We start from the raw sequence: 22,280 nt of genomic DNA, 5'->3' as shown, positions 1-22,280 counted from the left end.
GGGGCAACTCTCCAGTGGTACCAGGTCGGTTGCGCCGGTTCAGGTGGAAGGCGGCTGTGACGGCGTCGAGTCCTTGCCCAGCGTCTGGGACAGCCACCTGGTGTACGAGGTCTGCCAGCCGTTCCTGCGGTAGTCCTCGAGCACCTGGTTGACCCGGCGTACCAGATCCTTGTCATCCTTGTTCATCGCCACGCCGTAGTACTCGGTCGTGAAGGGCTTCCCCTTGAGTTCGACGGTCGGGTCCTGGGCGGCCTGGCTCGCGGCGAGCGCGCCGTCGGTGACCACCGCGTCGACCTCGCCGAGTTGCAGTTTCACCAGGCAGTCGAGCTGGTTGGGGACGGTGGTGGAGATGTCGGCGGACGCGGCGAGCCGGCCGGACTTCCTGTCCTCGGTCAGCTTCGCGCCCGCGGTCGAACCCTGGGCCGAGCAGATCCTCTTGCCGGCGAGCGAGGTGTCATAGCCCGTGATCGGGGACGACTTGGGCGCGAGCACCTGCTGGCCGGTCGTGAAGTACGGCTCGGAGAAGGAGACGTCCGCAAGCCGGGCGCAGGTGATCGTCATGGTGCGCACCACCATGTCCACCTGGTGGTTCTTGATCGCCGGGATGCGCTGGTTGGTGGGGATGGCGTGGAAGCGGACGGCGTCCGGGCTGCCGACGATCTGCCGGGCGATCTCGCGGGCGAGGTCGATGTCGAAGCCCTCGAGGTCGCTGCCCTTGGTGTTGGGGTCGCGGTAGCCCCAGTGGTAGCTGTTCTGGTCGACGCCCACCGAGAGATAGCCGCGCTGCTTGATGGCCGTGACCGCCGGGCCGCTCTCGTCGCTCGACGGCGGCGGGCTCATCCGCTCCGGGTGGCCGCCGCAGGAGTCGTCCTTGGCCTGCGTGGCCTGGGCGAGGCCCGGGCCGTCGGTACCCGTCGAGCCGCTCCCGCGCGGGTGGGTCAGCGGCAGCAGCAGCGCGAGGACCAGGGTGAGCGCGCAGGCGACGAGCATCGCCGCCACGCCGCCCCAGCCCTTCAGACTCGCCCTCAGACGCCGTGCGACCATCGCCGCTCCCCCTCTCACCGCTCCCCCTCTCACCGGTACTCCGACAGCCTGCGCCCGATGCCGAGCACCGTGCCGGACGCGCCCAGCACGGCGAGGACGGCCGCACCCAGCGGGAGCCCGGTCATGGCGTCCCGGCCGCCGCTCGCCGCCTGCACGAACTCACTCTCCTCGTGGTCCAACGCCTTCGCCAGGTTCGCGTCCACGCTGTCGAAGCACTCGCCGGTGGGCTGGTCCGCCCGGGATCCGATGATCTTGTTCAGGGCCGCCTGGTAGTTGCCGTCGTCGTCGGCCGCCCGGGCCTGCCTGTGGCGCTCCTGCCAGACCTTCATGTTGCCGGTGGCGGCCTTCACGGGCTGCTCGCCCGCCTGGTCGTCGGCGAGGGAGGACGCGTTGGCGAGGGTCGTGCCGAGTGCGTCCATGTCCTGCTGGAACGCGTAGTCGTAGGCGTCCTCGACCGCCCCGCTCGGCAGCTTCTTGGTCTCGGCGCCGCGGCTGACCAGGGTCAGGTTCTCGTTGCCGCGCGCGTTCAGGGACGCGATACGGGCGTCGTGCAGCACGTTCAGCGAGCGGATGCCGTGCGCGTACGAGGAGTCCAGGCCCGCGCGGGCGACGCTGTGGCCGGCGACCAGCCACAGCAGGACGATCGCGGAGGCGGCCGTGGCGGCGACCAGACCGTGGTTGAGCACCCGGTTGGTCCGCAGGTAGTGGCGGCGCTGCGCCCAGCCGAGGGCGGCGAGCGCGAGGACGCCGAGGGCGAGGGCGAACCAGGGGTACGGGGTCGCGTGCGCGTAGTCGGAGCGCAGCCGCTGGTTCTCCTTGGTGTACAGGTCCTGGGCGGCCGGCAGCATCTCCTGCTGCATCTTCTCGTTCGCCGCCCGCAGATAGGCGCCGCCGACCGGGAAGCCCTGGCGGTTGTTGGCGCGGGCACGTTCGATGAGGCCCTTGTACTCCGGGAGCAGTGTGTTGAGCTTGGTGATGGTGGCCGCGGAGGGGGAGCCGGGCTCGGCGTTGGCCGCGGCGGTGACCAGCTTGGCGGCGGCCGTCCAGATGTCCTTCTCGTACCGGAGGGTGGTCGCCGCGGGTTCCTGGCCGCCCGCCAGGAAGCCGCTGGAGGCCGCGGTGTTGGCGTCGGCGAGGGAGCGGTAGATGTCGGCGGCGCCGGCGCTGAGCGGCTGGCTGCGGTGCAGTACGTCGTCGGCGGCGCCCGCGCGGTCGGTCATCTGCCAGGCGGTGACGGCGCCGAAGGAGACGACGAGCAGGGCGAGGACGGCGCCGATGACGCGGAGCCGGCCGGGTTCGGTGGCGGCGGCGGCGCGCAGGCGGTCGGCGCCCTCGGCGAAGGCGGTGCGGCGGGGTGCGAGGGGCGTCGCCGGTGGGGCGACGCCGTGCTGCAGCTGTGTCACCTGACCTCCCCCTTGGCCATCCGTCGCGGCAAGTATCGCCGCGGGGGGTGGTGTCCGCACAGGGCTTTGGGTGATCTTGTTGCGGAGCTGTGCTTTTGTATTACCCCCCTCTTGAATACGCGACCTGTTCTTGGTTGGTTCCCGGTGGCGGGGTGGGCCGGGGGGAGGTTGCGCAGCCCGGCGCTCACGGGGTCCCGCTGCGCCCACCCGTGCCGCCCCTGGGGGTCCCCCCAGGCCGTCAAGGCACTGGGGGAGGCACGACGGCCCGCAGCTGGGGCGGCTGCGCCGACTGCGGGCAAGGGCAAGGGCAACTACGCGACGCCCAGCGCAGTGGCCCCGCCGTCATGCCCCCTCGTAGTACGCCCGTACCCGTGTCTGGGTCTCTCTCGGGGCGTTCTGGTGGTCCAGGCCCAGTAGTGCTGCTCCCAGGACCGGGCGGGCCGTGACCACCTGGGGGACCGCCTTCGGGGCCTTCGTCGCCAGAAGGTCCCTCACCGCGTCGTCCAGTTGGGGGTGCTGGGCCGCCAGGATGCTGCCGCCCAGTACGACCGGCGTCTCCTCCTCCAGGAGGTCCAGCCGCCTCAGCGCCACCGTCGCCATCGTGACCACCTCCTGCGCCAACCGGTCCACGACCGCGCGGGCCACCGGGTCGCCCTCCTCGGCCGTCGTGAACAGCACCGGGGTGAGCTCGTGGCGCCGGGCGTGGGCGATGTGCCCCAGGTGCAGCGCCTCGATGAGCGCGTACATCGAGGCGAGGCCGAAGTGCGCCGGCAGCGTACGTGCCAGGGCGGTGGGGCCGCCGCGGCCGTCCTCCGCGCGCGCCGCCCACCACAGGGCCTCCTCCGCCAGGCCCCAACCGCCGCCCCAGTCACCGGAGATGCGGCCGAGTGCGGGGAAGCGGGCGGTGCGTCCGTCGGGGCGCATGCCGACGCAGTTGATGCCGGCGCCGCAGACCACGGCGACGCCTCTCGGTTCGGCCACCCCGGCCCGGAGGATCGCGAACGTGTCGTTGCGCACCTCCACCGTCGTGCCCCACGCGCGCGCGTGCAGCGCGGCGGCCAGCTGTTCCTCCTCCACCGGCAGGTCGGCGTTGGCCAGGCAGGCCGAGACATGGGCGACCGAGGCGACCCCCGCCGCCGCGCAGGCCCGCTCGACGGCTTCCGCCAGGGTGTCCACCGCCGTCTCCACGCCCACGGCCGGCGGCCGGAACCCCCCGCCCCGCGCGGTGCCGAGGACCTCGCCGTCGGTGGCCACCACGGCGACGTCGGTCTTGCTGTTGCCCGCGTCGATGGCGAGGACACTTGCGGTCAGGCCCACGCGAGGTGCTCCCGGTTGTGCGCGATCAGCCGGTCGGTGAAGGCGTCGGCGTAGTCGTACTGGCCGATCAGGGGGTGGGAGAGCAGGGCGCGGAAGACGCGGTCCCGGCCGCCGCGCAGGGCGGCGTCCAGAGCCAGCTCCTCGTACGCCGTCACGTTCGCCATCAGCCCCGCGTACAGCGGGTCCACGGCCGGTACGGGCAGCGGGGTCGGTCCGTGCGGGCCGACGGCCGCCTGCACCTCGATCACGGCGTCGTCCGGAAGGAAGGGCAGCGTGCCCTGGTTGTACGCGTTCACCACCTGGTACGGCGACCCGGACCCGCCGAGCAGCGCCGCCGCGAGGTCGACCGCGGCCTCCGAGTAGTACGCGCCGCCCCGCCGGGCGAGCAGCGCCGGCTTCTCGTCGAGCGCGGGGTCGCCGTACATCTGGAGCAACTCCCGTTCCATGGCGGCGACCTCGGCGGCCCGGGAGGGCTTCTTCTTCAGTTCCCGCACGACCTCGTCGTGGGCGTAGTAGTAGCGCAGGTAGTACGACGGGACCACGCCGAGCCGGTTCACCAGGCTCCGGGGCAGGCGCAGATCGGCGGCGATCGCCTCGCCGTGCTCGGTGAGCAGCTTGGGCAGCACGTCCTCGCCCTCGGGGCCGCCCAGGCGCACACCGGTCTCCCAGGTGAGATGGTTCAGGCCCACATGGTCCAGGTGCACGTCGGCGGGTGTGACCCCGAGCAGCGCGGCGAACTTCCGCTGGAAGCCGATCGCCACGTTGCACAGCCCGACCGCCCGGTGGCCCTCCTTCAGCAGGGCGCGGGTGACGATGCCGACCGGGTTGGTGAAGTCGATGATCCAGGCCTTCGGGTTGGTGCGGCGGACCCGTGCGGCGATGTCCAGCACCACGGGCACGGTACGCAGCGCCTTGGCGAGGCCGCCCGCGCCGGTCGTCTCCTGGCCGACACAGCCGCACTCCAGCGGCCAGGTCTCGTCCTGCTCCCGCGCGGCCTGGCCGCCGACGCGCAGCTGGAGCAGCACGGCGTCGGCCCCCTCGACCGCCTCGTCCAGGTCGCCGGTCGTGACGACGCGTCCGGGGTGCCCCTGCTTGGCGAGGATCCGCCGGGCCAGACCGCCCACCAGCTCCAGGCGTTCGGCGGCCGGGTCGAGGAGGACCAGCTCCTCGACCGGCAGCGTGTCCCTCAGCCGTGCGAATCCGTCGATGAGTTCAGGCGTGTAGGTCGACCCTCCGCCGACCACGGTGAGTTTCATGTGTGGCTGACTAACCCTTCACTCCGGTGAGCGTGACGCCCTCGACGAACGCCCGCTGGGCGAAGAAGAACACGAGGATCACGGGGGCCATGACCAGCACGGTCGCGGCCATGGTCAGGTTCCAGTCGGTGTGGTGCGCGCCCTTGAACGACTCCAGGCCGTAACTCAGCGTCCAGGCGCCCGGGTTCTCGGAGGCGTAGATCTGCGGGCCGAAGTAGTCGTTCCAGGCGTAGAAGAACTGGAAGAGCGCGACGGCGGCGATGCCCGGCCGGGCCATGGGCAGCACTACCTTCAGCAGGATCCGCAGGTCACCGCAGCCGTCGACCTTCGCCGCGTCCAGGTACTCGTTCGGGATGGTCATCAGGAACTGGCGCAGCAGGAAGATGGAGAACGCGTCGCCGAACGCCATCGGGACGATCAGCGGCCACAGCGTGCCCGCCAGATCCAGCTGCTTCGCCCAGAACAGGTACATCGGGATGATGATCACCTGCGGCGGCAGCATCATCATCGAGATCACCAGCATGAGGGACAGATTCCGCCCCCGGAAGCGGAACTTGGCGAGCGCGTACGCCACCGGAACGGACGACACGACGGTCAGGACGGTGCCGAGGCCGGCGTAGACCAGGGTGTTCCTCCACCAGGTGAGGAAGCCGGGCGTGTCGAACACCTTCCGGTAGTTGCCCCACTCCCAGGTGTGCGGGATCAGGTCGCGGCTGAGTGCCTGGCTGTCGCTCATCAGCGAGGTCAGGAGCACGAACACGAAGGGGAGCGTGAAGAAGAGGGCGGCGGCCACGCCGAGGGAGTGGACCGCGACCCACTCCAGGGCGGCCCTGCGACGGGCGGTGCGTGCGGCCGGCGAGACGGGCGCCCGCACCCCCACCGGCTTGTCGAGTACTTGGGTCATGGTCAGTCACCTGCCAGGTTGAGGCCGCCCCGGCGCCGCATCAGGAACGCGGTGAACACCATGGACAGGACGAACAGCACGAGCGCGACCACACAGGCGGAGCCGTAGTCGAAGCGCTGGAAGCCGAGGTTGTAGACGAGCTGGGGCAGGGTGAGCGTGGACTTCTCGGGGTAGCCCGGCTCGAACTGCGTCCCGGCACCCTGGATGACACCGGAGGCGACCTTCCCGGCGATCAGGGGCTGTGTGTAGTACTGCATGGTCTGGATCACTCCGGTGACCACCGCGAACATCACGATCGGTGAGATGTTCGGCAGCGTCACGTACCGGAAGCGCTGCCAGCCCGACGCGCCGTCCAGTTCGGCCGCCTCGTACTGCTCCTGCGGCACGTCGAGCAGGGCGGCCATGAAGATGACCATCAGGTCGCCGATGCCCCACAGGGCGAGCAGGGTGAGGGCGGGCTTGGACCAGGAGGGGTCGTTGAACCAGCCCGGTGCCGGGATGCCGATCTTCTCGAGGATCGAGTTGACCGGGCCCGTACCCGGGTTGAGGAGGAAGGCGAACGCCATGGTGGCGGCGACGGGCGGGGCGAGGTAGGGCAGGTAGAACAGGGTGCGGAAGACGCCCGTACCCGTCTTGATCTTCGTGATCAGCAGTCCGACGCCGAGCCCGAAGACGACCCGCAGGCCGACCATGACGACGACCAGCCACAGGGTGTTGCGCAACGCGGGCCAGAAGTACGGGTAGTTCTCGAAGACGTACGTCCAGTTCTTAGCTCCGCTCCATGCCGGCGGCCGGAAGCCGTCGTAGTGCATGAACGAGAAGTAGACCGTCGAGATCAGCGGGTACGCGAAGAAGACCGCGAAGCCGATCAGCCAGGGCGACATGAAGGCGGCCGTCCGAAGCGCTGCCCTGCGGTGCTTCGAGGCGAGGGTGATCGTGCTCATCGCTACTTCGCCTGCGCGATGTCCGTGTCGATCTGCTGGGCGGTCTTCTGCAGAGCGGCCTTCAGATCGGTGACCTTGCCGCTCTCGTAGTCGTATCCGAGCTGCTGGATCGTCGTGAGGTACACGCCGCCGTTGACCGAGGCGGGCGTGGTCGTGGAGTTCGGGTTCGCGGCGATGTCCAGGAACGTCTTGAAGCGCGGGTCGTACTTCAGCTTCGGGGACTTCAGGGCCGTGAGGGTGGAGGGCACGTTGTGGATGGCGTTGGAGAAGTTCACCACCGCGTCCGTGTCGGTGGTCATGTACTTCACCAGCTCCCAGGCCGCGTTCTGCTTGGTACTGGTGGCGGCGATACCGGCGATCGTGCCGGTGATGTAGCCCTTGCCGTACCGGGCGGCCTGGTCGTCGGGGACGGGCAGCGGGGCGACCCCGATCTCGAAGTTCGGCTTGGCGTCCAGGGCCATGCCCAGGCGCCACTCGCCGTCGAGCTGCATGGCGACCTGACCGGTGTGGAAGGGGTGCTTGGGCCCCCATTCGTCACCGAGCTTCGAGCGGTACCTCTCCAGCTTCTGGTAGCCGCCGAGTTCGTCGACCAGCTTCTTCTGGAGCGTCAATCCGGCTGTGAAGGCGGGGTCCTTGGCGAGGTTCGACTTGCCGTCCTTGTCGAAGTAGGTGGGGGAGAACTGCGCGAAGTAGTGTTCGGTCGTGGTCTCCCAGCCGTGGTAGTCCGGCATGAACCCGAGCTGCTTGTAGCCGTCGCCGTCGCGGACGGTCAGCTTCCTGGCGTCGGTCTCGAATTCGGACCACGTCTTCGGCGGGGCGGTGATGCCCGCCTTCTTGAAGGCGGTCTTGTTGTAGTAGAGCCCGTACGCATCGCCCAGCAGCGGCACCGTGCAGCGGTTGCCGTCGAACTGGGTGTACTCGTTCATCGCCTTCGGGAACGTCGTGGCCGGGTCGATGCCGGCCTTCTTGAAGAACGGGTCGAGGTCGACCAGGGCGCCCGAGGAGCAGAACTTGCCGACGTTGTTCGTGGTGAAGGACGAGATGACGTCGGGAGCCTTGTCGCCGCCGGTGCGCAGCGCCTGGTTGATCTTGTCGTCGGTCATGTTGGCGACGACGTTGACGTGGATGTTGGGGTGCGCCTTCTCGAAGCCGGCGATCAGCGCGTTCACGGCCTTGGTCTCGTTCGGCGCGCTCCAGGCGTGCCAGAAGTTGATGGTGGTCTCCTTGGACGCGTCGTCACTCGCGCCGGAGGCGGACTGGCCGGTACAGGCGGTGGTGAGGAGAGCGACCGAGGCGGTCAGGGCAAAGGCGACTTTTCGGACTGTTTCGGGCATGACGGGGTCTCCCTGGGACGGGCGGGGGTGTGGTTCGACCGGAGCGGGTGCCGGGGCAGGGGTGGAACCGGGGTGCGGACCCGGGGACTCAGCGCGAGGTGTCGAAGACCTCGTCGCGGGTGGCGGCGAGGGCGCTCTCCAGCGCCCCGCGCAGCACGGGGTGTTCATGTACGTCGCCGACGACGAGGCGTGGCCGGGATGCGGCCAGCTCCTCGAGCTCGGCCTGGAGCAGGCCCCGCAGCGGCTCGCCCCCGGCGGTGAGGGAGGCGCCGCTGAGGACGACGAGTTCGGGGTCGAGCACGGAGACGAGCGAGGCCAGACCGGTGGCCAGCCGGGTCGCGTACGTCTCCAGGAGCCGCCGGTGGGGGCCGGTGGCGCTGTCGGCGGCCCGGGCGACGAGGGCGGCGGCGACCTCGGCGTACGGGCCGGTCGGCAGGTCCTCGATGCCCAGTTCACGGGCGAGCTTCGGGATGGCCTGGGAGCCGGCCAGTTCCTGGTAGCCGCCGCTGTTGGCCTTGGTGACCTGGCGGACCAGCGGGGCGCCGGGCACCGGCAGGAAGCCGACCTCGCCGGCGCCGCCGGTCCAGCCGCGGTGCAGCCGGCCGCCGAGGACCAGGGCGGCGCCGAGACCGCCCTCGTTCCACAGCAGCACGAAGTCGTCGTGGCCCCTGGCCGCGCCCAGGCGCTGCTCGGCGAGGGCGACGAGGTTGACGTCGTTCTCGTACTCGACCGGCATCGGCAGGGCGGCGGCGAGTTCCTCCAGCAGCGTGGGGGAGTGCCAGCCGGGCAGGTGGGAGGCGTAGCGCAGGCGGCCGGTGTTGGGGTCGAAGGCGCCCGGGGTGCCCATGACCACCCGGTGCACGTCGGAGGTGGCGAGCCCGGCGGCCTTCACGGCGCCGTCGAGGGCGTCGGTGACCTGTCGTACGACGGGTTGCGCCGCGCGGCGGCCGGGGGTGGGCAGCTCGTACTCGCCGACCGTCCGGCCCGTGATGTCGGCGACGGCGGCGAGGATGCGCTCGGGGGTGACGTCGAGGCCGGCGACATGGGCGGCGGCCGGGTTGACGACGTACAGCTGGGCGCTGGGGCCCGGGCGGCCCTCGCTGGTGCCGGTCATCAGGACGAGTCCGGCGGCCTCGAGACGGGCGAGCAGCTGGGACGCGGTGGGCTTCGACAGGCCGGTGAGCTTGCCGATGCGGGTGCGGCTGAGCGGGCCGTGCTCCAGGAGCAGGTCCAAGGCGGCGCGGTCGTTCATGGCGCGCAGCACCCGGGGGGTGCCCGGTGTACCGGCGGATCCTGCCATGCGTGTCGCCACCTGCCTTTCAACGGCCCAGCTTCTCAGTGGGGGCGCGGGGAAGTCCACCGAGCGATCGTTTCCCGTCACTGTTAGGAAAGTTTCCTATTGGTGAGAGGACCGTAGGCGCCGCGTCCCGTAGGCGTCAATACCCCACGGAAAAGGGCGCCCGGAGATTTCCGGGCGCCCTGTGGGGGTCGTACGAGCCGTCGGCCGTGCTACTTGGCCGCCGGGCGCGGCGGCGGGATCGGTGAGGGTGTCTCCGACTGCGGGGACTCGGGGTTCGCGTGGGCCGACGGGGGTGCGACCGGGGCCGCGGGGTCGGCGGCTTCCTCCTCCGCGAGGGTCGTGGGCAGGCCGCCCACGATGCGGATGTCCGCCTCGTCGAAGGCCCGCTTGACGCGCCAGCGCAGCTCGCGCTCCACCGTCAGTGCCTTGCCCGGCATGGTCTTCGCCGAGAGACGGACCACCATGGAGTCGATCAGCACGCTGTCCAGTCCGAGCACCTCGACCGGGCCCCAGAGGATCTCGTTCCAGGGCTCCTCCTTGCTCATCCGCTCGGCCACCGCGTCCAGGACCGCCTTCACCCGGTCCAGGTTCTCGCCGGCACGGACCGTGACGTCCACCCCGGCCGTCGCCCAGCCCTGCGAGAGGTTGCCGATGCGCTTGACCTCGCCGTTGCGGACGTACCAGATCTCGCCGTCGGCACCGCGCAGCTTCGTCACCCGCAGGCCGACCTCGATCACCTCACCCGAGGCCACGCCCGCGTCGATGGTGTCGCCGACGCCGTACTGGTCCTCGAGGATCATGAACACGCCGGACAGGAAGTCCGTCACCAGGTTGCGGGCGCCGAAACCGACCGCCACACCCGCGACACCCGCCGAGGCCAGCAGCGGGGCCAGGTTGATCTGGAAGGTCGCCAGCACCATCAGCGCCGCGGTGCCCAAGATCAGGAAGCTCGCCACCGAGCGCAGCACCGATCCGATGGCCGCCGCGCGCTGCCGGCGGCGCTCGGCGTTGACCAGCAGGCCGCCCAGCGAGGTGCCGTTGGCCGTCGCCTCGGTGGTGCGGTTCATGCGCTCGATGAGCTGGGTGATCGCGCGCCGTACGGCCACTCTCAGCACTGCCGCGATGACCAGGATCAGGATGACCCTGAGGCCTATCGCGAGCCAGGTCGACCAGTTCTGCTCGACCCAGCTCGCGGCGTGGTTCGCGCTCTCCTGGGCGTCCTGGAGCGTGGGAACCGCCGGAGCCGTCGACTCCGTGGGGGACGGAGCCGGTGCGGCGCCGGCGGCCAGTAGGGCGGGCAGGGACACGGCGGGTACCTCCAGTGCGTCTGCCTCCGGTGGGAGCGGTCAAGGTCGTCGAGGTCACGGAAAGGTCACCGGACGGCAGGAACACCACACTAACGGGGCATCGTGTGGGGATCATGACGATGACCCGTGGAGAGACCGTGTCACCTGGGGGTTCACCAGGTGAGGCAGGGGGGCGCGCGCCCGGTGGCGCACCGGGTGTGGTCGAAAACACTCCCAGCCCGTTACCGGGACATGGTGGCGCTTCCACCAGGCAAGAGGGGAGACTGGCTCTCAGATCGTCCCGGCGCGAGCCACGCGCCGCCGGCGTACAAGGAGGGCATCCGTGCCGCACGTCCTGGTCCTCAACGCGTCGTACGAGCCACTCGGCGTCGTACCGCTCCGCCGCGCGCTCGTCCTCGTCCTCGAGAACAAGGCCGTCTGCCTCGAGGAGTCCGGCGCCTACCTGCACAGCGCGACCGTCACTGTCCCCGCACCCAGCGTGGTCCGGCTGAAGCGATTCGTACGGGTTCCCTACCGGGGGCCCGTTCCTCTCACCCGTCGCGCGCTCTTCGCCCGCGACGGCGGCCGGTGCATGTACTGCGGTGGCGTCGCAACCAGCGTCGACCACGTCATCCCGCGCAGCCGCGGTGGTCAGCACGCCTGGGACAACGTGGTGGCATCCTGCCGCCGCTGCAACCACGTCAAGGCCGACCGCCACCTCGTCGAGCTGGGCTGGCGGCTGCGCCACAAACCCGCCCCGCCCACCGGCCTGGCCTGGCGCATCATCGGCACCGGCCATAGGGACCCGCGCTGGCTGCCATACCTGCAACCGTACGGCGCGGACGACGCCTTGGCCCGGATCGACGGCATTTCAGCCTGAGGATCCGGGCCTTCGTGTTCCTCGAGGCCGGCCGCTCGGGCCTCGGGGCGCGGCCCCGGGAGTCCCCTGTGCTCCCGGGACCGAACCGTCTTGCGCTCATGCGTAGCGCAGTTCCCCGGGGCGGACCGAGCGGCGCAGCACCGGGAGCGAGGTGGCCGCCGCCAGCAGGCAGGCCGCGTACACCGCGAAGGGCACCGGCAGTGCGGCGAACGGCACGACCATCGCCGTGCGCTCCGAGAAGAACGAGGCGTACCACGCGCCGATCGTCGTGCCGCCCAGGCCCGCCACCGCGACCGCGGGCGCCAGCGGCAGCGCGGTCTCCAGCAGCAGCGCCCGGGCCAGAACCCCGTGCGGCACCCCGGCGGCGGCCTGCGCGGCCAGGCCCCGGCGCCGGGTGGCCAGGGACTCGGCGGTGCCGACGGCGAGGCCCGTCAGGGCCAGCACCACTGCGACGAGGATGGCGGCGGCCGTCAGGTCGATACCGGACGTGTAGTAGGCCATGTCCGTCCCGAGCTGACCTTTGCCGCGCATGTCGTGCAGTTCGGCGAGCAGCACCTGCCGTACCCCCATGAAGCCCGAGCCCACGACCGTCACCAGCAGCACCGCGGCATGCGTTCGGGCGGTCGCCCAGGGGTCCTCGCGCAGCCGTTCCGCCGCGATCAGCAGCGCCGGGCGCCGGGCGCGGGCGGCGAAGCCCTCGCCGAGCTGCCGACACGACGCGCCGGCCACCCACACCGCGACGAGACTGAGCAGCAGGGCCAGGACGATCACCGCCACCGGGCCGAGGTCGAAGGTGACGGGGCTGCCGAAGAGCGCGGCCAGGGCGATGAACAGCACTGTCGCCGTGAGCAGCCAGAACGCCGTGCGGAACAGCCGGCCCGGGCCCCGCGTCGGCCGCACCCGCCGCAGCCGGCCCAGCGGCGAGGCCACCACCCGGCGCAGCGCCAGCGCGCTCACGGCGGCACCCACGACGGGGACGGTCACGGCGACCAAGGCGGTCCCGGCCCAGGCCGCTGCGCCGGGACGGGACCACAGGTGCAGCAGCAGCGGTACGGCGCAGGCAGTGGCCGCCAGCGAACCGGCCAGGCAGGCCAGTCCTGACTCCAGCGCTGCTATCCGCCGCGCCTGCCAGGGTGTGGCCCCCGCGAGCCGCAGCGCGGCCAGCCGCCGGTCGCGGTGCACGGCGCCGATGCGTGCGCACTGGCCGAGGAACCCGAACACCGGGATGAGCAGCAGCCCCAGCGCGATGCTCACATTCCGCCGGTCGCTCGCGGAGTCGAGCAGCCCGGAGCCGACGGACACGGAGTAGTACCCGTCCAGCGAGGCCAGGCAGACGATCGCCAGCGCGATGCCCGTGGCCAGTCCCGCCCCGACCGCCGTCAGCCCGGCTCGCCACCACTCCCGCCGGTCCGACCCGCGGGTCAGCAACCACGCCAGCCGCAGATCGGCCCTCATGCCGTCACCCCCGTCGGCAGCACGGCCCCGTCGCTCAGCCGTACCTCCCGGTCCGCGTACGCCGCGACCTGCGCGTCGTGCGTGATCAGCAGCACCGCCGCGTCCGACTCGCGCGCCGTGTGGACGAGGGCCGTCATCACCTGCTCGCTCGCCAGGGAGTCCAGTGCCCCCGTCGGCTCGTCAGCGAAGACCACCTTCGGCCCGGTCACCAGGGCCCGGGCCAGCGCGGTCCGCTGCGCCTGCCCGCCGCTCATCTCGCCCGGCCGCAGCTCCCCCTGCTCCCGCACCCCGAACCGTTCCAGCCAGTCGCCGGCCACCGCCCGGGCGTCCGTACGCGACACGGCCGCGAGCAGCAGTGGCAGCGCCACGTTGTCCAGCGCTGTCAGCTCGGGTATCAGCTGCCCGAACTGGAACACCACCCCGAACTCGGTCCGCCGGAGCAGGCTCAGCCGCGCCTCCGGCAGCATGTCGAGGCGCTCACCGGCGTACTCCACCGTGCCGGAGTCCGGGCGGACGATCCCCGCCAGGCAGTGCAGCAGCGTGGACTTGCCGCTGCCGCTGGCCCCGGTCACGGCGAGGATCTCGCCGGGGTGCAGCGCGAGGGAGGCGCCGCGCAGCGCCGGGGTCGGGCCGTGTGCCTTGTGCAGGCGGTGGCCTGTGAGCAGGGGAGTGCTCATGGTGAGTCGACCTCCGCGGTCAGAGTCGTGAGCCGGGCCGCCGTGGTGGTCATCCAGCGGAGGTCGGCGTCGAGGTGGTTGAGGGCGTAGTCGGCCGAGAGCACCGTCGCGAGAGGGGCGCCGGGGGCGGTCTTCACCGCCGTCAGCTCGCGCATCCGCGCCATGTGCGCGTCGCGCTGCGCCGCGAGGTAGGCGGCCGGGTCCGCCGACGCGAGGATGGAGACCACCACCTTGGCGAAGATCTCGTTCGTCACGAACGGCGCGGGCGGTGTGATCTCCCCGGCCCAGCGGACCAGCTCCCGCGAACCGGTGTCGGTCGAGCGGTACAGCGTGCGCTCCGGGCCGCCGTCGGAGTCGGTGCCCTCCACCTCGGCGAGGCCGTCGCGGACCAGGCGTTGCAGGGTCGTGTAGACCTGCCCGTAGGCCAGGGGCCGCGCCTGGGGGAACCGCTCGTCGTGCCGCCGCTTGAGGTCGTAGCCATGGCTCGGTCCCGCGGCGAGCAGCCCGAGGAGGATGTGGCGGGTGCTCATGGAGATCAGTATGCACTCGCTACATGTACTGAGTGAATAGAGAGGTGGGAAGGTGTCGGAAAGTCTGCGGAAAGTCCGGAAGTTCCTCGGGACGGTGGCGTGCTGCGGGGCGCCGCACCTGAGTATGGTCTGTGAGCAAACCCACCTTGTTCACCCTCGTACGTCTGCGCACGCGCCCCCTGGGTAGGCCTGCACTCACCCGCAGAACGTCGCACGACGACAAGGAGGCCCCTGTGGCCGCACTCGCACACCATCCGCTCCCCACCCTGTCCAAACGCCACGCGGAACCCTCCGCCGACCCCCGGGCCCCGATCGGCGTCCTCAGCGCGGAGGGCCCCCGCACCCAGGCGCCGCTGACAAGTGAGCCGCCCCTGCCCGACGCCGAACCCCTCACCAGCGAACCCCCGCTCGCCGACGTCGCCCCTCTGACGAGTGAGCCTCTGGTCGCCGCCCCGGACCCCATGGGGTACTAGATGACACCGGCGGACCCCGCGCGCGACGACACGCCCCTGGCCCGGCTCGCCGCGCTGCACGGCGTCGCCACCTCCTACCGCCCGTCGCCGGACCGTACGGTCACGGCCTCGGACACCGCGGTCACCGCCGCCCTCGCCGCGCTCGGCGTGGACGCGAGCACCCCGGACGCCGTACGCGACGCCCTGGCCGCCCGTGAAGGCGAGCTGCGGGAACGGCTGCTGCCCCCGACCGTGGTCGGCTGGGGCGGCGAGCCGCCCGCCGCGCTCGCCGCCCTCCCGGACGGCACCCGGGTACGCGTCCAGACCGAACAGGGCGAGACACGCGCCTTTGCCGACGACCTCCCGCCCGGCATCCACACCCTGCACGTCACCGCCCCCGACGGCCGCACGGCCGAGGCCCACCTCATCGCCGCCCCCGCCCGGCTGCCCGCGCCGCCGGGGCGCGCCTACGGACTGCTCGTCCAGCTCTACTCCCTGCTCTCCCGCCGCTCCTGGGGCATGGGCGACCTCGGCGACCTGGCCGAGCTCACCGCCTGGGCCGGACGTGCGCTCGGCGCCGGGTTCGTGCAGGTCAACCCGTTGCACGCGGCCGTACCCGGCGATCCCACCGACCCGTCCCCCTACCGCCCCTCCTCCCGCCGCTATCCGGACCCCGTGCACCTGCGCGTGGAGGACATCCCCGAGTTCCCCTACGCCGAGGGCAGCGCCCGTATCCGGGCGCTGCTGGAGCGCGCCGCACGGCTGCGTGAATCGGTCCTCGACAAGGGCGAGTTGATCGACCGCGACGCCGTGTGGGAGCTCAAACGCGAGGCGCTGGAGCTCGTGCGCGCCGTCCCGCTCGGGCCCGGACGGCGCGCCGCCTACGCCGACTTCCTCGCCGAGCAGGGCCAGGAGCTGGAGGACCACGCCACCTGGTACGCGCTCGCCGAGCTCTACGGCCCCGACTGGCACACCTGGCCCACCCGGCTGCGCGACCCCCGCTCGGCCGCGACCGGCCGCGCCCGCGCCGAGCTGATGGACCGCGTCGACTTCCACAGCCGGCTCGCCTGGCTCACCGACGCCCAGCTCGCCACCGCCCAGCGCACCGCCCGCGACGCCGGAATGCCGATCGGGCTGATCCACGACCTCGCGGTCGGCGTGCACCCGGGCGGTGCCGACGCCTGGGCCCAGCAGGAGTACCTGGCGTCCGGGATGTCGGTGGGCGCCCCACCGGACGCCTTCAACCCGCGCGGCCAGGACTGGGGCCTGCCGCCCTGGCGCCCCGACCGGCTCGCCGCCTCCGGCTACGCCCCCTACCGCCGGCTGCTGCGCGCCCTGCTGCGGCATGCGGGCGCCCTGCGCATCGACCACGTCATGGGCCTGTTCCGGCTGTGGTGGGTGCCGCAGGGGCAGCCGCCCACGGAGGGCACCTACGTCCGCTACGACGCCGAGGCCATGCTCGCAGTCCTGGTCCTGGAGGCCTCGCGCGCCGGGGCCCTGGTCATCGGCGAGGACCTCGGGACGGTGGAGCCCGGGGTGCGTGAGGCGCTGCACGAGCGCGGGGTGCTCGGCACGTCCGTCCTGTGGTTCGAACGGGACTGGGAGGGCAACGGGCAGCCGCTGCCGCCCGAACGCTGGCGCGCCGACTGCCTGGCCACCGCCACCACCCACGACCTGCCGCCCACCGCCGCCCGGCTCAGCGGAGAGCACGTCGAACTGCGCGACCGGCTCGGCCTGCTCACCCGCCCCCTGGCCGAGGAGCGCGCCGAAGCAGCCGCCGAGACCGGCCAGTGGCTCGCCCTGTTGTCGCGGCTCGGCCTGCTGGAAGGGGGCAGCGGCGGGAACTCGGCGGTATCGGAGGAGAGGGAGATCCAGGCCGTCCACCGCTTCCTGCTGCGCACCCCCGCCCGGCTGGTCGGCGTCTGGCTGCCCGACGCGGTGGGCGACCGCCGCCCGCAGAATCTGCCGGGCACCTGGGACCAGTACCCGAACTGGCGCCTGCCGATCGCGGACGCGCAGGGGCGCCCGGTGACGCTGGAGGACCTGGCGGCCTCGCCGCGGCTGTATGCGCTGATGGACGTGGTACGGGGCCGGTGGGCGCGGTAGGGCACCGCGGGCGGCTCGACAGGGACCCTGGTGGCCCGGTACGGCACCTCGGCGGCCCGGTAGGGCACCCCGGGCGCGCGGGCCGTTCGGGCGTTCGCTACTTTTGCACCGTGGACAAGAAGAACGCCCTGCGCGCCGGCGCCCTGGCCGCCGGTACGACGCTGATGATGCTGCTCATGTCGTCCCCCGCGCTCGCGCTGACCCGCGACGACGGCGACGACCCCGGCAAGGGCCTGAGCGTGGCCGACACGCTGGGGCTGTTCGTGGCGGCGCCCATCGTGCTGTTCCTGGTCATCGCGGGTCTGGTCATGGTGACCGACAAGACCCGCAAGCGGGCCGAGCAGGGCTGACGCCGGCAGCTTTTCACACGTTCCACCGAGGGAGTCCGCGCACCGGATGGGTGCGCGGACTCCCTCGGTGTGTTTGTGCCGGGTGTTTGTGCCGCCCTCACGGGTGCGGAGCGGTGAGGTAGCGCCGCAGGGTGGGAGCCAGCCAGGCCACCACCTCCTCGCGGGCCAGGGCGACGGCCGGCGGGACCTTCAGGACGTAGCGGGCGAACGCCATCCCGACGACCTGTGAGGCGGCGAGCGCGGCCCGGGCGGGTGCCTGCTCGGGATCGGGACAGGTCTGCCGCGCGACCGGCAGCAGCTGGTCCCGGAAGATGTCCTGGAGCCGCCGGGCCCCCGCCGGGTTGGTGACGCCGACGCGCAGCAGCGCGGTGAGCGCGTCGTGGTTCTCCTCCCAGAGGGTGAGGAAGTGGTTCACCAGGACCTCGCCCACGTCGTGGCGGGGCACCCCCGCGAGGTCGGGCAGCTGCAGATCGATGTCGAGGACCGCGTCGAACAGGCCCTCCTTGGAGCCGTAGTAGCGCATCACCATGGACGGGTCGATCCGCGCGTCCCTGGCGATCGCGCGGATGGTGGTGCGCTCGTAGCCGTCGGAGGCGAAGCGCTCCCGAGCGGCGGTGAGGATCGCGCCGCGGGTGGCGTCGGAGCGGCGGGGCGGGGGGTTTTCGGACATGCCAACAAACGTAGGCCAACAGCTGTTGACCGTCCAGAGGGGGCCGACGTATGTTGGCAAACGAACGTTGGCCCACAAGCGTTGGCCCACAAGCGTTGGCCCGCAAGTGTCGGCCAACAAGTGTTGGCAGCAGGAGGCAGCCATGACAGAGACGCCCCGCACCACCGCTCCCGGCCACGGCACCACCCCCACCGGCGTCCTCGTCGTCGGCTCCGGCCCCACGGGGCTCCTCCTCGCCGGTGACCTCGCCACCGCCGGCGTCCCCGTCACCCTCGTCGAGAAGCGCCCCCACAAGATCAGCAACCTCTCCCGCGCCTTCGTCGTGCACGCCCGCACCCTGGAGCAACTCGACGCCCGTGCTCTCGCCGACGACCTGGAGGCCAAGGGGCAGCCGCTCTCCGACATCCGCCTCTTCGGCGGGCTCTCCATCCGGCTCGACACCCTCCCCTCCCGCTTCCGCCACCTGCTCGTCCTGCCCCAGTACGAGGTCGAGAAGGCGCTGGAGCGGCGCGCGGTCGACGCCGGGGCGCGGTTCCTGTACGAGACGGAGGTCACCGGCGTCAGCCAGGACGCCGACGGTGTGACGCTGCACGTGCGCCGCCCCGACGGCGAGCCCGGCGAGCTGCGCGCCGCGTACGCCGTGGGTGCCGACGGCCTCCACAGCGCCGTGCGCACCGCGATCGGCCTGCCCTTCCCCGGGAAGTCCGTCATCCGCTCCGTCGTCCTCGCCGACGTCCTCCTCGACGAGCAGCCCGAGCACACGCTGACCGCCAACGCCGTCGGTGACGCCTTCGCCTTCATCGCGCCCTTCGGCGACGGCTACCACCGGGTCATCGCCTGGCAGCGCGGCCGCGACGTCCCCGACAGCGCGCCGGTCGACCTCGACGAGGTCCGCGAGACCGTCCGCCTCGCGCTCGGCCGCGACTACGGCATGCGCGACGCGCGCTGGATGTCCCGCTTCCACAGCGACGAGCGCCAGGCGCCCGCCTACCGCGTCGGCCGTGTCTTCCTCGCCGGGGACGCCGCGCATGTGCACACCCCGGCCGGTGGGCAGGGCATGAACACCGGTCTCCAGGACGCCGCGAACCTCTCCTGGAAGCTCGCCGCCGTCCTGCGCGGCCACGCCGACCCCGCCCTCCTGGACACCTACCAGTCCGAGCGGCACCCCATCGGCAGGTCGGTGCTGCGCAGCAGCGGCGGCATCGTGCGCCTCGCCATGGCCAAGCCCTCCTGGACCCTCGCGCTGCGCACCGTGCTCGCCGCCGCCGTCACCCACGTCGGCCCCCTCCGGCGGCGCGTGACGGGCCAGGTCACCGGCATCGGCTACACCTACGCCGCTCCCCGCGGGGCTCACCCCTTGACCGGCAGGCGCATCCCGGACGTGGCCCTCACCGGCGGCCGGCTCTACGAGTCCCTGCGCGGCGGCCGGTTCGTGCTGATCACCCCGGGCCCGTACGACGCGGACGGCCGCAAGGACCGGCTGGCCGTGGAGCACTGGGCGGGCGGACGGCGCACGACCGTGCTGGTACGGCCGGACGGCTATGTCGCCTGGGCCGCCGAGGCGCCCGACGCCGCGCAGATCGAGGCCGCGCTGCTCAGCTGGACGGGCCGGGGCTGACCGTTCCGGCGAGCGAAGCGGGGCAACCGACCCACCGCGGCCACGGAGAACCCGGCCACTGAAAAAGGGGCGCCCGGCACGAGCCGGGCGCCCCTTCCGCGTGCGATCAGGCCGCGGCCGCGTCCGCCGCCTGGGCCTTCAGTGCCCGTTCGATGCCCGCGCGGGCCTCCGAGACCAGGCGCCGCAGCGCCGGGGGCGGTTCGGCGGAGGCCAGCCAGGCGTCGGTCTTCGCCAGCGTGTCCTCGGACACCTGGATCGACGGGTAGAGACCGACCACGATCTGCTGGGCCATCTCGTGCGAGCGGGAGTCCCAGATGTCCCTGACCACCTCGAAGTACTTCTCCGTGTACGGGGCGAGCAGTTCCCGCTGGTCGGTCTGGACGAAGCCGGCGATCACCGCCTCCTGCACGGCGTTCGGCAGCTTGTCGGACTCCACGACCGACGCCCACGCCTCCGCCTTGGCCTCCGCGGTCGGGCGGGCGGCCCGGGCGGTGGCCGCGTGCCGCTCACCGGCCGCCGTCTTGTCGCGCTCCAGTTCGCCCGCGATCTCCGCCTCGTCGAAGCGGCCCACCGCCGCGAGCCGCTCCACGAACGCCCAGCGCAGCTCGGTGTCCACGACCAGGCCCTCCACCGACTGCGAACCGTCGAGCAGCGCCTCCAGCAGGTCAAGCTGCTCCGGGGTGCGGGCGGTCGCCGCGAAGGCGCGCGCCCAGGCGAGCTGGTGGTCGCTGCCGGGCTCGGCGGCGCGCAGATGGGCGAGGGTCGCGTCCGTCCACCGGGTCAGCAGCGCCTCGCGCGCGGACGGGTCGGCGTACAGGTCGATCGCCAGCTTCACCTGGCGGTGCAGCGACTGCACGACACCGATGTCGGACTCCTTGGCGATGCCGGACAGGACGAGCGAGAGGTAGTCGCGGGTCGCCAGCTCCGCGTCCCGGGTCATGTCCCAGGCCGAGGCCCAGCACAGGGCACGCGGCAGCGACGACTCGAAGTCGCCCAGGTGCGCGGTGACGAAGGCCAGCGACTTCTCGTCCAGGCGGACCTTGGCGTACGACAGGTCGTCGTCGTTGAGCAGGATCACGTCCGGGCGGCGCCGGCCGGTCAGCTGCGGCACCGCGGTCAGCTCGCCGTCGACGTCCACCTCGATCCGGCCGTCGTCGTCGCGCAGCAGCTTGCCGCTGTCGCCGTCGAGGCCGTACAGGCCGATGGCGATACGGTGCGGACGCAGGATCGGCTCGCCCTTGGCGCCGGCGGGCAGCGCGGGTGCCTCCTGGCGGACCGCGAAGGACGTGATGACGCCGTCCTCGTCCGTCTCGATCTCGGGCCGCAGGATGTTGATGCCCGCGGTCTGCAGCCACTTCTCCGACCACGTCTTCAGATCGCGGCCGGAAGTCTCCTGCAGGGCGCCCAGCAGGTCCGACAGGCGTGTGTTGCCGTACGCGTGCCGCTTGAAGTACGCCTGCACACCGCGGAAGAACTCGTCCATGCCGACATACGCGACGAGCTGCTTCAGGACGCTCGCGCCCTTGGCGTACGTGATGCCGTCGAAGTTGACCAGGACGTCGTCCAGGTCGCTGATCTCGGCCATGATCGGGTGGGTGGAGGGCAGCTGGTCCTGCCGGTACGCCCACGTCTTCATGGAGTTGGCGAACGTGGTCCAGGAGTGCGGCCAGCGGGAGGCGGGGTGGAGCGCCTGGCAGGCGGCCTCGGCGTAGGTGGCGAACGACTCGTTCAGCCACAGGTCGTTCCACCACTCCATGGTCACCAGGTCGCCGAACCACATGTGGGCCAGCTCGTGCAGGATCGTGGCGGCCCGGGCCTCGTACGCCGCGTCCGTCACCTTCGAGCGGAACACGTACTGGTCGCGCAGGGTGACCGCACCCGCGTTCTCCATGGCGCCCGCGTTGAACTCCGGCACGAAGAGCTGGTCGTACTTCTTGAACGGGTACGGGAAGTCGAACTTCTCCTGGAACCACTCGAAGCCCTGCCGGGTCACCTCGAAGATCGCGTCCGAGTCGAGGTACTCGGCGAGGGAGGGCCGGCAGTAGATGCCGAGCGGGACGCTCTGGCCGTCCTTCTCGTACACGCTGTGCACGGAGTGGTACGGGCCGACGATCAGCGCGGTGACATACGTCGAGATCCGCGGCGTCGGCTCGAAGACCCAGACGTCGTCCTTGGGCTCGGGGGTGGGCGAGTTGGAAATGACGGTCCAGCCGCTGGGCGCCTTCACGGTGAACTGGAAGGTGGCCTTCAGGTTCGGCTGCTCGAAGGAGGCGAACACCCGCCGGGCGTCGGGCACCTCGAACTGCGTGTAGAGGTAGGCCTGGTCGTCGACGGGGTCGACGAAGCGGTGCAGGCCCTCGCCGGTGTTGGTGTAGGCGCAGTCGGCGACGACGCGGAGGATGTTGGGGCCCTGAAGGAGGCCGGGCAGGGCGATCCGCGAGTCCTTGAAGACCTCGGCGGGGTCCAGGGCGTCGCCGTTGAGGGTGACCTCGTGGACGGTCGGGGCCACCAGGTCGATGAAGGACTCCGCGCCTCCCCCAGTCTCGACTTCGCTCGACCGGGAGGTGCCCCCACCGGCTACGTCGAAGCGCACCGTGGTCACGGACCGGTAGGTGCCGCCCTCCTGCGCGCCGGAGAGGTCGAGATCGATCTCGTACGAGTCAACGGTGAGCAGCTTCGCCCGCTGCTGCGCCTCTTCGCGAGTCAGGTTTGTGCCAGGCACGCGGTCATCTCCTCGTGATGTGTCGGTTCGGT

At 71.8% G+C, this 22,280-nt stretch carries 19 protein-coding genes; 5 read left to right on the top strand and 14 right to left on the bottom strand.

Annotation, left to right across the window (positions count from 1 at the left end; all coding sequences use genetic code 11):
* Positions 1-39 precede the first annotated feature (39 nt).
* The 9 genes from AB0N14_RS06395 to AB0N14_RS06355 all read right to left on the bottom strand — a co-directional run bounded on the left by AB0N14_RS06395 (position 40) and on the right by AB0N14_RS06355 (position 10,809).
* Positions 40-1,044, bottom strand: a complete 1,005-nt coding sequence (locus AB0N14_RS06395) for a glutamate ABC transporter substrate-binding protein (RefSeq protein WP_366024554.1) — start codon at positions 1,042-1,044, stop codon at positions 40-42.
* A 29-nt stretch (positions 1,045-1,073) separates the two neighbouring features.
* Positions 1,074-2,447 carry a hypothetical protein gene (locus tag AB0N14_RS06390; RefSeq protein ID WP_366024553.1) on the bottom strand — a complete coding sequence of 458 codons (1,374 nt, stop codon included), beginning with the start codon at positions 2,445-2,447 and terminating at the stop codon, positions 1,074-1,076.
* 342 nt (positions 2,448-2,789) lie between these two features.
* Positions 2,790-3,764, bottom strand: coding sequence for a BadF/BadG/BcrA/BcrD ATPase family protein (locus AB0N14_RS06385; RefSeq protein WP_366024552.1), 975 nt, complete (start codon positions 3,762-3,764; stop codon positions 2,790-2,792).
* Entirely contained in the window at positions 3,755-5,020 is a 1,266-nt protein-coding gene (locus tag AB0N14_RS06380; protein ID WP_366024551.1) for a 6-phospho-beta-glucosidase, read from the bottom strand. Before AB0N14_RS06380 ends, AB0N14_RS06385 begins: the two co-directional genes overlap by 10 nt.
* A gap of 10 nt (positions 5,021-5,030) precedes the next feature.
* Positions 5,031-5,924 (bottom strand): carbohydrate ABC transporter permease, encoded by an 894-nt coding sequence (locus tag AB0N14_RS06375; protein WP_366024550.1) that lies wholly within the window; start codon positions 5,922-5,924, stop codon positions 5,031-5,033.
* Positions 5,925-5,926: 2 nt separating this feature from the next.
* Complete coding sequence (locus AB0N14_RS06370; protein ID WP_366024549.1) at positions 5,927-6,868, bottom strand: sugar ABC transporter permease; 942 nt, start codon at positions 6,866-6,868, stop codon at positions 5,927-5,929.
* Between the two features lie 2 nt (positions 6,869-6,870).
* Positions 6,871-8,202 carry an ABC transporter substrate-binding protein gene (locus tag AB0N14_RS06365; protein WP_366024548.1) on the bottom strand — a complete coding sequence of 444 codons (1,332 nt, stop codon included), beginning with the start codon at positions 8,200-8,202 and terminating at the stop codon, positions 6,871-6,873.
* Positions 8,203-8,290: 88 nt separating this feature from the next.
* The gene (locus tag AB0N14_RS06360; protein ID WP_366024547.1) at positions 8,291-9,502 is read right to left on the bottom strand and encodes an ROK family transcriptional regulator; all 1,212 of its coding nucleotides are present in this window, start codon (positions 9,500-9,502) and stop codon (positions 8,291-8,293) included.
* A 209-nt stretch (positions 9,503-9,711) separates the two neighbouring features.
* Entirely contained in the window at positions 9,712-10,809 is a 1,098-nt protein-coding gene (locus AB0N14_RS06355) for a mechanosensitive ion channel family protein (RefSeq protein ID WP_366024546.1), read from the bottom strand.
* 322 nt (positions 10,810-11,131) lie between these two features.
* Between AB0N14_RS06355 and AB0N14_RS06350 the strand changes: the two genes are divergently transcribed.
* Positions 11,132-11,668 carry an HNH endonuclease gene (locus AB0N14_RS06350; protein WP_366024545.1) on the top strand — a complete coding sequence of 179 codons (537 nt, stop codon included), beginning with the start codon at positions 11,132-11,134 and terminating at the stop codon, positions 11,666-11,668.
* A gap of 96 nt (positions 11,669-11,764) precedes the next feature.
* Here AB0N14_RS06350 and AB0N14_RS06345 read toward each other — a convergent pair whose 3' ends face one another.
* From AB0N14_RS06345 to AB0N14_RS06335, 3 genes are read right to left on the bottom strand one after another with little or no spacing between them, the layout of a single operon-like run.
* The gene (locus tag AB0N14_RS06345; RefSeq protein WP_366024544.1) at positions 11,765-13,123 is read right to left on the bottom strand and encodes an ABC transporter permease; all 1,359 of its coding nucleotides are present in this window, start codon (positions 13,121-13,123) and stop codon (positions 11,765-11,767) included.
* Positions 13,120-13,800: an ABC transporter ATP-binding protein gene (locus AB0N14_RS06340; protein WP_366024543.1), complete on the bottom strand. Its 681-nt coding sequence runs from the start codon at positions 13,798-13,800 to the stop codon at positions 13,120-13,122. Before AB0N14_RS06340 ends, AB0N14_RS06345 begins: the two co-directional genes overlap by 4 nt.
* Complete coding sequence (locus tag AB0N14_RS06335) at positions 13,797-14,330, bottom strand: PadR family transcriptional regulator (protein ID WP_366024542.1); 534 nt, start codon at positions 14,328-14,330, stop codon at positions 13,797-13,799. The genes AB0N14_RS06340 and AB0N14_RS06335 overlap by 4 nt, the downstream gene beginning before the upstream one ends.
* Before the next feature lie 233 nt (positions 14,331-14,563).
* On the opposite strand from AB0N14_RS06335, the gene AB0N14_RS06330 reads away from it, so the two are divergent.
* From AB0N14_RS06330 to AB0N14_RS06320, 3 genes are all read left to right on the top strand, one after another.
* Positions 14,564-14,803: a hypothetical protein gene (locus AB0N14_RS06330; RefSeq protein ID WP_366024541.1), complete on the top strand. Its 240-nt coding sequence runs from the start codon at positions 14,564-14,566 to the stop codon at positions 14,801-14,803.
* Complete coding sequence (gene malQ, locus AB0N14_RS06325; RefSeq protein WP_366024540.1) at positions 14,804-16,888, top strand: 4-alpha-glucanotransferase; 2,085 nt, start codon at positions 14,804-14,806, stop codon at positions 16,886-16,888.
* Between the two features lie 110 nt (positions 16,889-16,998).
* The gene (locus AB0N14_RS06320; RefSeq protein ID WP_366024539.1) at positions 16,999-17,238 is read left to right on the top strand and encodes a hypothetical protein; all 240 of its coding nucleotides are present in this window, start codon (positions 16,999-17,001) and stop codon (positions 17,236-17,238) included.
* A gap of 97 nt (positions 17,239-17,335) precedes the next feature.
* On the opposite strand, the gene AB0N14_RS06315 is transcribed toward AB0N14_RS06320, so the two are convergent.
* Positions 17,336-17,908, bottom strand: coding sequence for a TetR family transcriptional regulator (locus AB0N14_RS06315; RefSeq protein ID WP_366024538.1), 573 nt, complete (start codon positions 17,906-17,908; stop codon positions 17,336-17,338).
* 142 nt (positions 17,909-18,050) lie between these two features.
* On the opposite strand from AB0N14_RS06315, the gene AB0N14_RS06310 reads away from it, so the two are divergent.
* Positions 18,051-19,526 (top strand): FAD-dependent monooxygenase, encoded by a 1,476-nt coding sequence (locus AB0N14_RS06310; protein ID WP_366024537.1) that lies wholly within the window; start codon positions 18,051-18,053, stop codon positions 19,524-19,526.
* A gap of 106 nt (positions 19,527-19,632) precedes the next feature.
* On the opposite strand, the gene pepN is transcribed toward AB0N14_RS06310, so the two are convergent.
* On the bottom strand, positions 19,633-22,248 hold the full coding sequence (gene pepN, locus AB0N14_RS06305) for an aminopeptidase N (RefSeq protein ID WP_366024536.1): 2,616 nt from the start codon (positions 22,246-22,248) through the stop codon (positions 19,633-19,635).
* Between the last annotated feature and the right edge of the window lie 32 nt (positions 22,249-22,280).

Origin of the sequence: Streptomyces sp. NPDC051104 (assembly GCF_040682835.1) — a bacterium.
Classification (GTDB): Bacteria; Actinomycetota; Actinomycetes; order Streptomycetales; family Streptomycetaceae; genus Streptomyces; species Streptomyces cynarae.
Note: the sequence above shows the minus strand (reverse complement) of the source record. Positions and strands in the feature narration are given on the sequence as shown.

Bases quoted from the DNA above. Each gene is read 5' to 3' on its own strand.
- AB0N14_RS06335 (WP_366024542.1), bottom strand. From the start codon at position 14,330: ATGAGCACCCGCCACATCCTCCTCGGGCTGCTCGCCGCGGGACCGAGC.
- malQ (WP_366024540.1), top strand. From the start codon at position 14,804: ATGACACCGGCGGACCCCGCGCGCGACGACACGCCCCTGGCCCGGCTC.
- AB0N14_RS06360 (WP_366024547.1), bottom strand. From the start codon at position 9,502: ATGGCAGGATCCGCCGGTACACCGGGCACCCCCCGGGTGCTGCGCGCC.
- AB0N14_RS06310 (WP_366024537.1), top strand. From the start codon at position 18,051: ATGACAGAGACGCCCCGCACCACCGCTCCCGGCCACGGCACCACCCCC.
- AB0N14_RS06370 (WP_366024549.1), bottom strand. From the start codon at position 6,868: ATGAGCACGATCACCCTCGCCTCGAAGCACCGCAGGGCAGCGCTTCGG.
- AB0N14_RS06345 (WP_366024544.1), bottom strand. From the start codon at position 13,123: ATGAGGGCCGATCTGCGGCTGGCGTGGTTGCTGACCCGCGGGTCGGAC.
- AB0N14_RS06375 (WP_366024550.1), bottom strand. From the start codon at position 5,924: ATGACCCAAGTACTCGACAAGCCGGTGGGGGTGCGGGCGCCCGTCTCG.
- AB0N14_RS06395 (WP_366024554.1), bottom strand. From the start codon at position 1,044: ATGGTCGCACGGCGTCTGAGGGCGAGTCTGAAGGGCTGGGGCGGCGTG.
- AB0N14_RS06365 (WP_366024548.1), bottom strand. From the start codon at position 8,202: ATGCCCGAAACAGTCCGAAAAGTCGCCTTTGCCCTGACCGCCTCGGTC.
- AB0N14_RS06340 (WP_366024543.1), bottom strand. From the start codon at position 13,800: ATGAGCACTCCCCTGCTCACAGGCCACCGCCTGCACAAGGCACACGGC.
- AB0N14_RS06315 (WP_366024538.1), bottom strand. From the start codon at position 17,908: ATGTCCGAAAACCCCCCGCCCCGCCGCTCCGACGCCACCCGCGGCGCG.
- AB0N14_RS06380 (WP_366024551.1), bottom strand. From the start codon at position 5,020: ATGAAACTCACCGTGGTCGGCGGAGGGTCGACCTACACGCCTGAACTC.